Source organism: bacterium, from assembly GCA_024226335.1.
GTDB lineage: Bacteria > Myxococcota_A > UBA9160 > SZUA-336 > SZUA-336 > JAAELY01.
On record JAAELY010000266.1, the window covers coordinates 14,431 to 27,607 of the forward strand.

Below are 13,177 nucleotides of genomic sequence, written 5' to 3' on the forward strand. Positions count from 1 at the left end.
CGCACGTGATTGGTACTATTCCGGTCGCTCTTGAAGGAGAACCCAATGGTCGACGTCGATATCGCCTATCTCGACTCCCGCAACTGGGAGGAGGCGCCCATGCTCGAGCGCTTTCGCTGGCTTCGCGAGCACGAACCCGTGCGCTGGTCCGAAAAGGACGGCCTGTGGATCATCACCCGCTACGCCGATGTTTCGGCCATCTCCAAGGACCAGAAGACCTTCACTTCGGGTCTGGGTGTGCGGCCGGGAAACGACATCAAGCTAGGTCTGATCGACGAGGAGGAACCGCGGCACGGCCAATTGCGGGGGCTGATCAAGAAAGGTTTCACCCCGAACATGGTGAAGGTCCTGGAGAAGGCTTTCCTGAAGATTACGGACAAGGCCATCGATGCGGTGGCGACCAACTCCGAGTGCGACTTCGTTGAGAGTATCTCGGTACCTCTGCCTTTGCTCTTGATTGCCGGGATGATCGGAATCCGCGAGCAGGACCACGACAAGTTCCATCACTGGTCCGACTCCATGATTGCCGCCGAGGGTAATATGGAGGATCCGGAGATCGTGGCCCGTGCCGGCCAGTCGTATCTGGAGTACGCGAACTACGTCACGCCGATCATCGAGGAGCGGCGCGCGAATCCACAGGAAGACCTGGTCAGCATTCTCGCTGGTGCAAAGGACTCGGGTCTGCTCAAGGAATACGACGAATCGGGGATCGCAGCCAGCGCGATAGCCGATCGGGAGTTGCAGAACGACGAGTTGATCAAGCTGATGGTGATCCTGATGGTCGCCGGCAACGAGACCACCCGCAACGGCATCTCCGGTGGGATGCAATTGCTGATCGAGAACCCCGCGGCCCGTCAGCGCCTGGTCGATGATCCGTCACTGATTCCGGTCGCGGTCGAAGAGATGGTTCGCGTGACCACTCCCGTGCGCTCCTTTGGCCGAACCGCCACGTGCGACGCAGAGGTCGGTGGAAAGAAGATCGCAGCCGGTCAGAAGGTGTTGATCATCTACACCTCCGCCAATCGCGACGAGCGGGAGTTCGAGGATCCCGACCGCTTCGATATCGACCGAAACCCCCACCACCTGGGATTCGGCATCGGCAATCACTTCTGCCTGGGTGCGAATCTGGCCCGCATGGAGATGCGCGTCGCCTTCGAGCGGGTTCTGAGTCGACTGCCGAATATGGAGTATTCGGCAGGTGGACCCGTGCTCCAGCCCTCTGCTCTGGTTCGGACCTGTGCCGAGATGAAGGTTCGCTATACCCCGGAAGCCTGAAAACTCGGGCCTGCCCCCCGCGTGTTTTCCGACCGATTATGCGTACTGCTTCAGTTCTCTGCGGGCGATGACCATCTTGTGGACTTCGTCCGGGCCGTCTGCGATGCGCAGTGAGCGGCCCTGGCGCCACATTGCGGCGACGGGAGTGTCGTCGGAAACGCCCAGCGCACCCATGGTCTGAATCGCACGGTCGCACACGTTCTGGAACAGGTTCGCCGCCACGACCTTGATCATCGAGATCTCCTGGCGAGCTTCCTTTTTCCCGACGGTGTCCATCTTCCAGGCCGCATGCATCGTGAGCAGGCGCGCCTGTTCGATTTCCATCTTCGAGGTTGCGATGAATTCCTGAACGAACTGCTGGTGGCCGAGCGGCTCGCCGCGCAGCTTTCGGTTTGCCGCATAGTGAACCATGATTTCATGGGCTCGCTGTGCACCACCGATGCAGCGCATGCAGTGGTGAATGCGGCCCGGTCCGAGTCGTGCCTGTGCGATCGCGAAGCCCGACCCTTCCGGTCCGAGGCAGTTCTCGACCGGTACGCGACAGTCCTCGTAGCGGATCTCGCAATGTCCACCGCCGCCCGCGTGACCCATGACCGACACCGAACGCAGGATATTGAAACCGGGAGTGTCGGTAGGCACCAGAATCTGGCTGGCGCGCTGATGCGGCGGAGCGCTGGGATCGGTGACCGCCATGACGATCGCGAATTTCGATCCGATCGCTCCCGATGTGAACCACTTATGACCGTTGATCACGTACTCGTTGCCGTCGCGCTTCGCCAGGGTCTGCAGCTGCGTCGGATCGGCGCTCGAAACCTCGGGCTCGGTCATGGAGAAGCAGCTGCGGGTCTCGCCATCCAGTAGCGGTTGCAGGTATTCCTTCTTCTGCTGTTCATTTCCGAATTCGGCGAGGATCTCCATATTGCCGGTGTCGGGGGCTGCGCAATTGAACACGCGCGATGCGATGCCCGAACGTCCCATGAGTTCACAAAGCGGCGCGTACTCCAGGTTCGTCAGTCCTGCTCCGTATGTCTCGTCGGGCAGGAACAGATTCCACAGTCCGAGCCCGCGGGCCTTGGCCTGTAGTTCCTTTACGATCGTGGGCTGGTGATGGGGATCCCCCGAAGCTTCGATCTGCTCTTGCGCAACCGACTCCGCCGGATAGACGAATTCGCCCATGAAGCGCTCGACCTGGTCGTAGAGCAGGCGGGTCTTGTCGCTGAGTTCGAAATCCATCGCTTGTCTCCTACGGCTCGAATATCGAGCCTGTCGATCCCTCTTTCGTCACGGATCTTCTGCCGGGTCTCTCTCTTAGTTGAGTTCGAGACCTTTCAGTCCACCGTCGGCGCGCCAGTCGTCCCAGAGCTTGATGAATGCGACTGAGCCGCCCCCGTAAAATCCGTCCTGAGCGCTTCGGTCGGTGGGCTTGCCTTCGTTGTTGTAGTACCCGGGAGTGCAGTTCAGCAGGAATTCATTGCCGAGGCGCGAGAGGCTGATGATGGTCTCGATCCACTCGTTCTCGGCTTCTTTCGACGCCTCGACCGTGCGCACCTTATTGTCCACACCGTTCTTGATGATGTAGGCGATGTGCTTGGCTTGCTCGTTGAGCATATGGGGATAGCTCGGAGTGAATCCGGATTGCGCATTGCTCATGATGAAGCAATTCGGAAAACCGTTGACATGCATGCCGTGGAGCGAGCGCACGCCATCCGCCCACGTGTCTGACAAGCTCTGACCTTCTCGTCCGTAGATATCGTATCCGGCTCGTCGGGTGTAGGAGGTTCCGACCTCGAAGCCGCTGGCGTAGATCAGGCAGTCCAGTTCGATCTCCTGACCATTGACCACGACACCCTTTTCAGTGACGCGTTCTACGCCCTGGCCCTTGGTGTCCACGAGTGTGACGTTGGGCCGGTTGAACGTGGGCAGGTACTCATTGTGGAAGCAGGGGCGCTTGCAGAACTGGCGGTAGTAGGGTTTGAGGGCTTCCGCCGTTTCCTCGTCACCGACCACGGAATCCACGCGAGCTCGGATCTGCTCCATCTTTTCGAAGTCCGCCAGTTCCATGCTCTCGAGCAGGGCCGCAGGCGAGACATCGGGGTTTTCCTGGGCCTGGAAGTTGACCAGTAGCTTGCGGATGATCTCGGTCCAGCCGTCGTTGACCAGATCCTCGTCCTGGAAACCACCCGATACGAGGATGTTGAAGTTGTCCATGCGCTGCTGGTGCCAGCCATCCTCCAGAGTCTTGGCCCATTCCTTATCGGTGGGATCGTTTTGCTTGACGTCGATCGACGAAGGCGTGCGCTGGAAGACGTAGAGGTGCTCTGCCGTTTCGCCCACGTGCGGAATGCATTGCACCGCCGTGGCGCCTGTACCGAGGATGCCGACGCGCTTACCGTCCAGTCCCGTCAGGCCTCCATCGGAATTGCCGCCGGTGTAATCGTAGTCCCAGCGACAAGCATGGAAGGCGTGTCCCTTGAAATCCTCGATCCCGGCGATCCCGGGAAGCTTTGGCTGGTTGAGCGGACCGAGCGCCATGGCCACGTAGTGAGCCTTCATGCGATCGCCGCGGTTCGTCGAGATGATCCAGCGAGCGCTCTCATCATCCCAGCGCAGTTCGGTGACCTTGGTCTGGAAACAGACGTCCCGGTACAGATCGTATTTCCGCCCGATCCGCTGGCTGTGTTCCAGGATCTCCGCGCCGGTCACGTACTTTTGCTTGGGCATATAGCCGGTCTCTTCGAGCAAAGGCAGATAGATATAGGACTCGATGTCACAGGCCACGCCCGGGTAGCGGTTCCAGTACCAGGTGCCGCCGAAGTCGCTTGCGCTGTCGATGATCCGCACGTCTTCGATCCCGGACTCACGCAAACGCGCTGCGGTCAGAAGTCCGCCGAACCCGCCCCCGATCACCACGACCTCGACCTCGTCCGTCAGCGGTTCGCGGCTGAAGCCCGGCTCGACATAGGGGTCGTCCAGGAAATGCGAAAACGTGCCTTTGATTTCGAGATATTGGTCGTTGCCATCGCCGCGGATGCGTTTGTCCCGCTCCGAGCGGTACTTTTCGCGCAAGGTATTCGGGTCGAATCCTGGGTTTCCCGAGTCCGTAGTCGCCTGGGTCGAATCGTTTTCGGTCGTCATGGGTCCTGCCTGATCGTGGTTGGCGTCTGGCTACACGATACCACCGAATGGAGGGTCCGTGCTGTGCGGGAAATCCGCCCTGGGGCCGTTGGAGAGATCAAGGGATCTTCATGCCAGCTATCCAGCGCGCCCCGATCCAAGGACCCCGATCCAAGGACCCCGAGCCAGGAGTTCAGGATTCATTTCCCCAAAACCAGACGCCCGGGCTAAGCTGCCCGCAAGAAGTCCAAATTCGGACTCGGGAGACGGAGTTGGAGACGCGACCCTATTTCGTGCTGGGCGATCTCGCCGCGAACATCGCGGCGGGTGTCATCATTGGGCTGATCTCGGCGCTGTTATTTGGGCCGGGCTGGAACATGTTACTGGCCATGTTCGTGGGAATGGCGCTCGGCATGGTGATTTCACTGCCGATCGCTCTGGGCTCTGGGGCGTTGTTTGGTGCCATGGAAGTGATGCTTCCGGTGATGACGACCGGCATGGTCGTCGGAATGGTGGTTCCGATGGCCGCGGCGATGGCCGAGGTAAGCTTCGCCTGGGCTGTCCGCGTGGGGGCGTGCTGCGGCGTTGGCGTAGTGATCGCGACCTATGTCGCCAATAGCCTGATCAAGCGGAGGACAGAGCGATGGACGACGTAACCCGACAGAAGTGGGACAAGGCTTCGGCCAATTTCGATCTGATGGCTGGATACGGACCCGAAAAGCGTTGGGCTCCGCGAAAGCGAGAGTTTTTTGCGCGCATGGGGGAAGGCAAAATCCTCTTCCTCGCGGTTGGGACGGGCCTCGATGTGCCGTTTTTTCCCAAGGGGCGTTCAATCGTGGGTATCGACATCAGTGAGGGCATGCTCGAAAAAGCCCGCGAGCGGGTCGATCAGTACGAAGGCACGCTCGAGTTGAAGCAGATGGACGTTCACGACATGCCATATGCGGACGGCGAGTTCGATCAGGTGTTCACCTCCTGTACGTTCTGTTCTGTGCCAAACCCGGTCAAGGGTCTGGAGGCCCTGCGTCGCATCCTCAAGCCAGGTGGCGAACTCCATATGTTCGAGCACACCGGTAGTCGGTTTTTTCCCTTCAGCTTGATGATGAATCTGATGACGCCGCTCTCGCGTCGTGTCGGTCCCGAGATGAACCGGCCTACCGTGAGGAACGTGGTGGAGGCCGGTTTTACGCTCGACGAAGTCGTTCACATCTATCTCGACGTGGTGAAGATCATCCGCGCACACGCCTGATACGGGTTTCACCGCTCGCGCGACGAGGGCTCAGGGTCGTGACACCACTATTCGGATCACCATCCAGCGGGAGGAACGGAGTTGGAACTCGAAGTTTTGCAAAAGGCGATCAAGGGATTTCTGCCCGGATTGCTGGGCATCAGCCTGGATCAGGCGAACCAGGACGGTGTGAAAGGGAGCCTTCCGGTTCGCGACGACCTGTGCACCCTGCCGGGCATCTTGCACGGCGGTGCGATCATGGCGTTTGCCGATACGCTCGGCGCGTTCGCGGCTGCCATCAATCTTCCGCCGGGTGCATCGACGACCACGATCGAGTCGAAGACCAACTTCCTGGCGGCCGGTCGGGCGGGAACGACGGTGACGGGTGAGTGCACGGCGCTGCACCTCGGTCGCCGAACCATGGTCTGGCAGACGCGCGTCACCAACCCCGACGGACGCCTGATCGCGCTGGTCACCCAGACACAGGCGGTGCTCGAGCCTCGACTCTCTCCCGAGCAGACCATGGCGTCGCTGTTCGACGGCAAGGAGGCCGGGGAGCAGAAGGAGTTACTGGCCAAGCTGGAGCGTTCTGGTGCCGCGGTGTATCGCGCCCTGGCGGAGGACGAAAGTGATCCGCAGATCCGCGCGAAACTACTGGAGGCGGCCGAGCGCGAGGAAGAGAACGCCCGCGTGCTGGAGGGGTGAGGCGAAGCGCGCCTATTTTTCCGGAAGCTTGAAGAGAGCGCGCATTTCAGGACTGTTGCGAGCAAGGGCAATCAGGTCGCCGTCGGTTTCGGACTCGTCACCCAGCGCAGCCCTGCGCGCGTAGCCTCGCAGTTGCGTCTTGGTCATGTGCACCGCGAGTTCCGGTTTGTCGAGCAGTTCGCCGACCCAGGCCGCGACTTCGTTGTCGAGATCGTCCTCATCCACGCAGCCGTGAACCATGCCCCAGTGCAGGGCCTTTTCTGCATCGATGTCGCGACACAGGAGCAGAAGCTCGCGCGTGCGGGCCGCGCCGATTTCGTGAATCAGTCGCGGTGTCGCCGCCCAGGTCAGCGGTACGCCCAGGGCGACCTCGGGCACGCGGAAGATTGCAGAGCGGGATGCGATGCGGAAATCACAGGAGAGTGCGAAACACGAACCTCCGCCGATGGCATGTCCGTGGACGCGCGCAACGGTCACCGCTTCACAGTCTTCGATTGCGCGACACGCGCGACGGCCCAGTTGCCCCAACCAGCGTCGCTCACGCTCGCTCTGCGCCTCGAGCGGATTGCTGAAGGAGTCGTCGGGCTTTCGGTCCGCACCGGCGCAGAACGACTTTCCGCGGCCACCCAGAACCACTACGCGGGTCTCGAAGTCGGTTTCCAGAGAGACGAAGAGATCGCCGACTTCGCGAAGCATGCGCGTGTTGACCGCGTTGCGCCGTTCGGGGCGGTTGAGCCAGACCCGCAGCAACGGGCCTTCGCGTTCGATCTCGAGGGTTTCGTAGTTCATGGGACGGCTCCTGCTCGGAGTCGTATCCTACACTCCCGGAGGGGTCGAATCGTCTGCGGAGTCAGCCGGTGGGTTTGAGGACCGCGAGCAGTACGATGGCGATCAGGAAGAATGTCGGCACCTCATTGAGCATGCGGCACTGGCGTCCGCTCAGGAAGAGGTCGTCCGCTGCGAAACGCTTGCGCACGTGTCCCACCCATAAGTGGTATCCCGTCAGCCCAGCGACGAGCGCGAGCTTGATCAGGACCCAGGGTAGAGTCAGGAAACCGGGAGTGTTGGCCAGCATCAGCAGGCCGAAACTCCAGGTGGCGATGATCGCCGGGGTCATGATGAGTTTCCACAGGCGCTCAGACGCGTGTTTCAACACCCGCACCGCCTGCGGATGTTCGCGGTTCTCGGCCTGATACACGAACAGACGGAAGATGTAGAAGAGGCCCGCGAACCAGGCCACCATCGCAATCAGGTGAAGAGCTTTTAGCCAGAGGTGCATCGCGCTAGGGTCGCAGCGCGAAACCTCTCGTCAAGCCCGGCAGCGCGTCCGGCTACTTCTTGTCGTTCCCGTTTTGCATCGAAGCGATCCCCCGGCCGCGGGAGCGAACATCCGCGGCTTCGTCCGTGCGCCCAAGAGCGTCGAGGGCTTTCGCGGCATCGCGGTAGGAATCGTAGTAGTCCGGGTCCTTTTTCAGGGCCAGCTTGAACCACTTGAGGGCTTCTTCGTTCTTGCCGCGATACAGATAGATCGCGCCCAGGTCGTGAATCGCACGCGCGTACTCGGGATCGATCTGCACTGCGCGATTGACGTGCTTCAATGCCTTTTCCTGTTCGCCCGTGTTCATCAGGGCGATGCCCAGATTGTGGTGGGTGACCGGATCATCGGGTGCGCTGGTCAACGCGATCCGGTAGGAATCGACGGCTTCCGTGAAGCGGCCCTTCGCAGCCAGGGTCTCTCCGATCCGCGGATCCATTGTGACGGCGTGCTCAAACAGCTGTTTGGCGGCCGCCGCGTCACCGCTCTTCTTCTTTTCGATTCCCATTTCGTAGACCGCCATGGGGTCGTCTGGAAGATCGGCCTGGAGCTCAGACGCGTTGGAGCAGGCGAGCGGAATCGCCAGCAGCGAGATGATGATCCACGACTGGAGGAACGTTTCGAACGGCTTGTATGCGATCGGCTTTGAAACAAACATGTCGGAAATCTACCGGAGTCCCGATTGCTGGCAAGGCGAGAACTCGGTCCTTTCCGTCAGCTTTATCGCGGAGTGTCAGGGGTGACGCGAGTGTCCGCGGTCGTGGCGGAACTGACGTCTCGCGGATCCTAAAGACCCGTTCGCAAGAGGATTTCCGCGGGACAATTCTGTCGCCGTTCGGCCAGGTCCAGGCTCGGTTTTTCTGCAAATCAAACGCGATTGAGTCTGACTCCGGGTCCGGGTAGGCTGGGCCCGAACTTTCCAGGAGGGCCGTGGATTGATCGTAGTTGCCGGAAGGATCCAACTGGATCCCGCAAATCGAGAGCAGGCCGTTGCCGCCGCGGTCGAGATGATGCGCGAGACCCGGAAAGAAGCCGGGTGCATCTCCTACACCTTTTCGACAGATCTTTCCGATCCCGGCGAGTTTCACATCTTCGAGGAATGGGAGTCGCAACAGGCGCTCGACGCTCATCTGGCTTCTCCTCATATGGCGGTTTTCCAGCAGACCTTCGGAGGTTTTGGGATTACCGCGATGGACGTGCAGAAGTACCAGGTGTCCTCGGTCGGACCCATTCACTGAGGGGATCGCTTCACTGACCTGTCGGGTCGATAGATAGAATGCCGTAAATGGAATTCACTGATTTCGTCCTGCTCGTGACCTTCGGGTTGCTGCTCGTGATGATGATTGCGCCGGTCCTTGTTCTGGCGGCGCTGTACTGGTCCGATCGCCGTCAAGCCCAACACGCCGTGCTGCGGAACTTTCCGCTGCTCGGCCGCCTGCGCTATTTCCTCGAGCACCTCGGGCCCGAGTTGCGCCAGTACCTGTTCGATGCAGACCGTGAGGGCAAACCGTTTTCCCGCGATCAGTATCTGAGCGTCGTTTTCTCGGGCAAGTACCTCAAGAGCCTGATCGGATTCGGATCCAAGCGAGACTTCGAAAAGCCCGGCTGGTACTTGCGCAATACTCTTCTGCCCGTGCTCATGGATGAAATGGCGGTAGTGCGTCAACCCCGCATCGAAACCCGCACCTATCAGATCGATGAGGAGGGACTCTTCCGGCGCAGCGAACGCATGGTGAGTGATCAGATCTCTCCATGGAGATTGAGCGATGATTTCGCGCCGGTGATAGGGGAAGGCCTGCCTCACCCGTGGAAACTTCGCGGACTGATCGGCATGAGCGGCATGTCGTACGGTGCACTCGGTCGCAATGCGATCCTCGCCATCAGCAAGGGTGTGGGCAGGGCGACGGGTAGCTGGATCAACACCGGCGAAGGTGGGCTTTCTCCGCACCATCTCGCGGGCGGTGGCGATATCGTGTTTCAAATCGGCCCGGGTCTTTTCGGAGTGCGAACTCAGGCGGGCGAATGGGACTGGGATCTGTTCGCTGAGCAGGCCGCTCGGTCGCAAGTTCGCGGTTTCGAGCTGAAGTTTCACCAGGGAGCCAAGATTCGCGGCGGCCACGTCGAGGGTGTGAAGGTAACGTCGGAGATCGCGGGGATCCGCAGAGTCCCGGTAGGCAAGACGATCGACTCTCCCAATCGTTTCACCATGCTGGCCTCGATCGACGAGACCCTCGACTGGATTGCGCGAATGCGACAGGAGGGCGGAAAACCCGTTGGCCTGAAGATCGTGGTCGGCGGACCCGGAGCCTGTGATCCACTGGCACAGGCGATGGCGCGTCGAGGAGATGGACCGGATTGGATCACCGTCGATGGTGGTGAGGGGGGCTCCGGTGCTTCCTACCAGGAGATGGCCGAGACGATGGGGCTCCCTGTGCGTTCGGGAATCGTCGCTCTCGACGACGCACTGCGACGCGCGGGCGTGCGCGAACGAGTCAAGGTCTTCGCTTCAGGGATGTTGCTTTCCCCCGATCGCATCGCATTGGCGTTGTGTCTCGGTGCCGATGCTGTCAACATCGCACGCGCCTTGATGATTTCGGTGGGCTGCATCCAGGCACAGAAGTGCCACACCAATACCTGCCCCGTAGGTGTTGCAACCACAGATGAGAACCTGATGACCGCGCTTGTCGTCGAAGAGAAATGCTATCGCGTGTTGAACTACGTCGTCACGATGCGTGCGGGCTTGACCTCTCTGGCCGCTGCCGCCGGGATCCACTCACCCACGCAGTTCGAACGCAAGCACGCCGTCTATCGCGATGCCTTCGGCCGTGTCTACGCCGCCGATGAGTTGTTTCCCCTCCCGGAAACGAGTGAACGAATAACGTGAGGCGCTGGCTTCTTTGCCTACTGGGACTGCCTGCTGCGCTGATCGCGTGTCTGATCGCAGGGATCCTGGCGTATGCGCTGTGGCAGGATCGCGACCTCCCCGGCCTGTGGCGTTCCTTCGGCCGGGACGACCGACCCTTCACGGTTGATCCTGATTCACTCGATCGCGCAGCATTCGCCGATCCTGTTTTCGTGGGTACCCTGGGAAGTCCACAGATTTCCGAGGCCAGCGGGCTCGCAGCTTCAAGTCGACGCGACGATCTGCTCTGGGTTCTCAACGACGGAGGCCATCCTGCTCGCCTGTACCCGATTGCCCTGAACGGAAGCGACCGCGGTTCGTTTGTATTGCCTGAAGAAGTTCACTGGAACGAGGACTGGGAGGACCTGACTTCCTTCGTGTGGCAAGGCCGGTCCTACCTGATGATCGGAGACGTCGGTGACAACTTCGCCTGGCACCGAACGCGCCGTCTGATCGTGGTCGAAGAGCCGGAACTCTCGCAGTCCGCCGCCGACTGGGCAGCGCCGGTCGAAGTCGCCTGGAGCTTCGAGTTCCGTTACGAAGACGGGCCCCGGGATTGCGAGAGCATCGCGGTCGATCCGGCGAGCGAGCGCGTGCTCCTGCTCGAGAAGGCCGAACCCCCCATGACGGTCTATGAGCTTCCACTTCGCTCCTCTGGCAGTGAACCTGAAGTCGCTCGAGCGATCGCCGTCGTGGACACGATTCCGCAACCCACGCGAATCGATCGCAAGATGCACGGATTTCGCGGGGACTGGCTCTCGCGACCCACGGCGCTCGATGTGTCTCCGGACGGGCGAGAGGCCGTCGTGCTGACCTACAAGTACGCCTATCGCTACACGAGAGCTGAGGGTGAGGCCTGGTCGACGGCTTTCGCACGAGTGCCCGAGTTCATCATCGTGCCGCCGACGCGACAGGCCGAGGCTATGAGTTTCGATCGCACCGGGCGTTCCCTGTACGTGACGAGTGAACAGCAGCCTTCTCCATTGTTTCGCATCGACCGGGTTTCTCCCCATTCCGGTCAACCCCAATAAGCCGCGACAGTGTCTAACGCTCAAGCGAGAGGAAGTTCAGATGATGGAATCCGTTGACCGCGTTCAGATCGCGGTGAGCGATCGAGCCGCGACTGCGCACTGCTGGAAAACCCTGCTCGGTGCTGAGATCGTGCGTGAGGACAAGGTTCAGGTGCTCGCTGCGCGTCGAACCGTGCTCGCGGCCGGAACGAGCGAGGTGGAACTCCTCGAGCCAGACGGCCACGGGGCGATCGCGAATTTCCTTTCCGCTGTCGGCGGCCCCGGACTCTACGCTGCGGGTTTTGAAAGCGATGATTTCGATGCGCTGAGAGCCAGCCTCAAGAAGGCTGGAGCTGCGCTCGCGGAGGAGGGGGGACAGATCTTTCTTGCCGAGGCCGCGCTCGGGATTCCCGGACTCAATGTCGTCGTGAGCCCCGTCCAATCGCGCGCACCCGTGGGGCTCCTGAAGTGTCTCTACGAAGTGACCCTTCTGGTCGCGGATGCGCGCGGCAGCACCGCTGCGATTGCGGATTGCTTCGGGCTCGACAGCCGCCACTTCGTCGCGATCGACTCGGAGGCCTATGGCTATCGCGGCAGCTTGACTCTGTTCGATCCCGATCGCCTGGACCGCGTCGAGGTGATCCACCCGCACGATCGCACGAAGACCATGGGCCGCTTCTTCCAAAAACGCGGTCCCTGCCTCTACATGTGCTACGCCGAGACCGAGCGAAGCACGGAAATCCGCGATCGTGCACTCGAACACGCGTCTTCGGACTGGACCGGCCCCGAGGCGGGTCGCCCCGACGGTCTGTACTTGCATCCGAAGGCTCTGGGTGGAGTCATGCTGGGTGTCAGCCGTACGAGTTTCGCCTGGAGTTGGTCGGGGTCCCCGGAGCGAATCGAGCCCTGACCGCGCGCAGACGTTCGTGGGTTTGTCTATGCTCGGGTAATGGGAGTATCCGCTTCGCAAAAGACGCTTCGATTTCTTCTCCTGTATCTGCTTTTGGGTGGCTGCGTTTTTCCCCAAGCACCCCCGCGCGAAGCGGCGCGCTCTGTCTCTACGACCCGGAAGGCCGAAACGCCTCTGCCATCTCCAGAAGATGAAGCGCGTGCGGAGAGGCAGCGGGCGGCGCTCGAATCGGGCATCGGCTCTTTGACACATGCAAGTGTCGGGTATTACATGGACTTGCAGGAGAGCCGCATGCGCAAAAGGCTCAACGATACGGGTGTGAGTCTGCGCCGCGTGGACAATCGTCTCAAGCTCGTGTTGCCGGGGAATCTGACTTTCAAGGTCGGTCAATCCACTCTCAATCCATCGTTCCGCGAAGTGCTCGGTACTGTGGCCGATCTGCTGAAGTTCTACGAGAAGACGTTGATAGAGATCAGCGGTCACAGTGACAGTTCCGGCGGGCCAGCGATGAACGAACGCCTCTCGCTGCAACGCGCGCAGACCGTCGCGGTTTTTCTCGTGGAGCGTGGCGTTCAAACCATGCGGATCTACAGCCAGGGAATCGCGGACCGTCTACCCATTGCGAGCAATGACTCCAAGGAGGGAAGGGCGCTCAATAGAAGGGTAGAGCTTTTTCTCGTGCCACTGGTGGAGTAGAATCAGTCGATCCCATTGGAGA

The 13,177-nt window shown here is 60.8% G+C and carries 14 protein-coding genes; 9 read left to right on the plus strand and 5 right to left on the minus strand.

What is annotated here, in order from left to right; genetic code table 11:
- Window positions 1-45 precede the first annotated feature (45 nt).
- The gene (locus tag GY725_13710) at window positions 46-1,275 is read left to right on the plus strand and encodes a cytochrome P450 (protein MCP4005242.1); all 1,230 of its coding nucleotides are present in this window, start codon (window positions 46-48) and stop codon (window positions 1,273-1,275) included.
- A gap of 36 nt (window positions 1,276-1,311) precedes the next feature.
- Here GY725_13710 and GY725_13715 read toward each other — a convergent pair whose 3' ends face one another.
- Both GY725_13715 and GY725_13720 read right to left on the minus strand, forming a co-directional pair.
- Window positions 1,312-2,508, minus strand: coding sequence for an acyl-CoA dehydrogenase (locus tag GY725_13715; GenBank protein ID MCP4005243.1), 1,197 nt, complete (start codon window positions 2,506-2,508; stop codon window positions 1,312-1,314).
- 75 nt (window positions 2,509-2,583) lie between these two features.
- Window positions 2,584-4,410, minus strand: coding sequence for an NAD(P)/FAD-dependent oxidoreductase (locus GY725_13720; protein ID MCP4005244.1), 1,827 nt, complete (start codon window positions 4,408-4,410; stop codon window positions 2,584-2,586).
- Between the two features lie 251 nt (window positions 4,411-4,661).
- On the opposite strand from GY725_13720, the gene GY725_13725 reads away from it, so the two are divergent.
- The 3 genes from GY725_13725 (at window position 4,662) to GY725_13735 (ending at window position 6,322) form a co-directional block, all read left to right on the plus strand.
- Window positions 4,662-5,045, plus strand: coding sequence for a hypothetical protein (locus GY725_13725; GenBank protein MCP4005245.1), 384 nt, complete (start codon window positions 4,662-4,664; stop codon window positions 5,043-5,045).
- Window positions 5,033-5,638: a class I SAM-dependent methyltransferase gene (locus GY725_13730; GenBank protein ID MCP4005246.1), complete on the plus strand. Its 606-nt coding sequence runs from the start codon at window positions 5,033-5,035 to the stop codon at window positions 5,636-5,638. Before GY725_13725 ends, GY725_13730 begins: the two co-directional genes overlap by 13 nt.
- Window positions 5,639-5,719: 81 nt before the next feature.
- The gene (locus GY725_13735) at window positions 5,720-6,322 is read left to right on the plus strand and encodes a hotdog fold thioesterase (protein MCP4005247.1); all 603 of its coding nucleotides are present in this window, start codon (window positions 5,720-5,722) and stop codon (window positions 6,320-6,322) included.
- A gap of 12 nt (window positions 6,323-6,334) precedes the next feature.
- On the opposite strand, the gene GY725_13740 is transcribed toward GY725_13735, so the two are convergent.
- The 3 genes from GY725_13740 to GY725_13750 all read right to left on the minus strand — a co-directional run bounded on the left by GY725_13740 (window position 6,335) and on the right by GY725_13750 (window position 8,295).
- On the minus strand, window positions 6,335-7,111 hold the full coding sequence (locus GY725_13740; GenBank protein ID MCP4005248.1) for an enoyl-CoA hydratase/isomerase family protein: 777 nt from the start codon (window positions 7,109-7,111) through the stop codon (window positions 6,335-6,337).
- Window positions 7,112-7,172: 61 nt separating this feature from the next.
- Window positions 7,173-7,601 carry a CopD family protein gene (locus tag GY725_13745; protein ID MCP4005249.1) on the minus strand — a complete coding sequence of 143 codons (429 nt, stop codon included), beginning with the start codon at window positions 7,599-7,601 and terminating at the stop codon, window positions 7,173-7,175.
- 52 nt (window positions 7,602-7,653) lie between these two features.
- Window positions 7,654-8,295: a tetratricopeptide repeat protein gene (locus tag GY725_13750; GenBank protein ID MCP4005250.1), complete on the minus strand. Its 642-nt coding sequence runs from the start codon at window positions 8,293-8,295 to the stop codon at window positions 7,654-7,656.
- Between the two features lie 277 nt (window positions 8,296-8,572).
- Here GY725_13750 and GY725_13755 point away from each other — a divergent pair, with 277 nt between their 5' ends.
- The 5 genes from GY725_13755 to GY725_13775 all read left to right on the plus strand — a co-directional run bounded on the left by GY725_13755 (window position 8,573) and on the right by GY725_13775 (window position 13,155).
- Complete coding sequence (locus GY725_13755; GenBank protein MCP4005251.1) at window positions 8,573-8,875, plus strand: antibiotic biosynthesis monooxygenase; 303 nt, start codon at window positions 8,573-8,575, stop codon at window positions 8,873-8,875.
- Between the two features lie 47 nt (window positions 8,876-8,922).
- Window positions 8,923-10,521: an FMN-binding glutamate synthase family protein gene (locus GY725_13760; GenBank protein ID MCP4005252.1), complete on the plus strand. Its 1,599-nt coding sequence runs from the start codon at window positions 8,923-8,925 to the stop codon at window positions 10,519-10,521.
- Entirely contained in the window at window positions 10,518-11,570 is a 1,053-nt protein-coding gene (locus GY725_13765; protein ID MCP4005253.1) for a hypothetical protein, read from the plus strand. The genes GY725_13760 and GY725_13765 overlap by 4 nt, the downstream gene beginning before the upstream one ends.
- Before the next feature lie 40 nt (window positions 11,571-11,610).
- Window positions 11,611-12,459, plus strand: coding sequence for a hypothetical protein (locus GY725_13770; GenBank protein MCP4005254.1), 849 nt, complete (start codon window positions 11,611-11,613; stop codon window positions 12,457-12,459).
- A 291-nt stretch (window positions 12,460-12,750) separates the two neighbouring features.
- Window positions 12,751-13,155 carry an OmpA family protein gene (locus GY725_13775; protein ID MCP4005255.1) on the plus strand — a complete coding sequence of 135 codons (405 nt, stop codon included), beginning with the start codon at window positions 12,751-12,753 and terminating at the stop codon, window positions 13,153-13,155.
- Window positions 13,156-13,177: the final 22 nt, after the last annotated feature.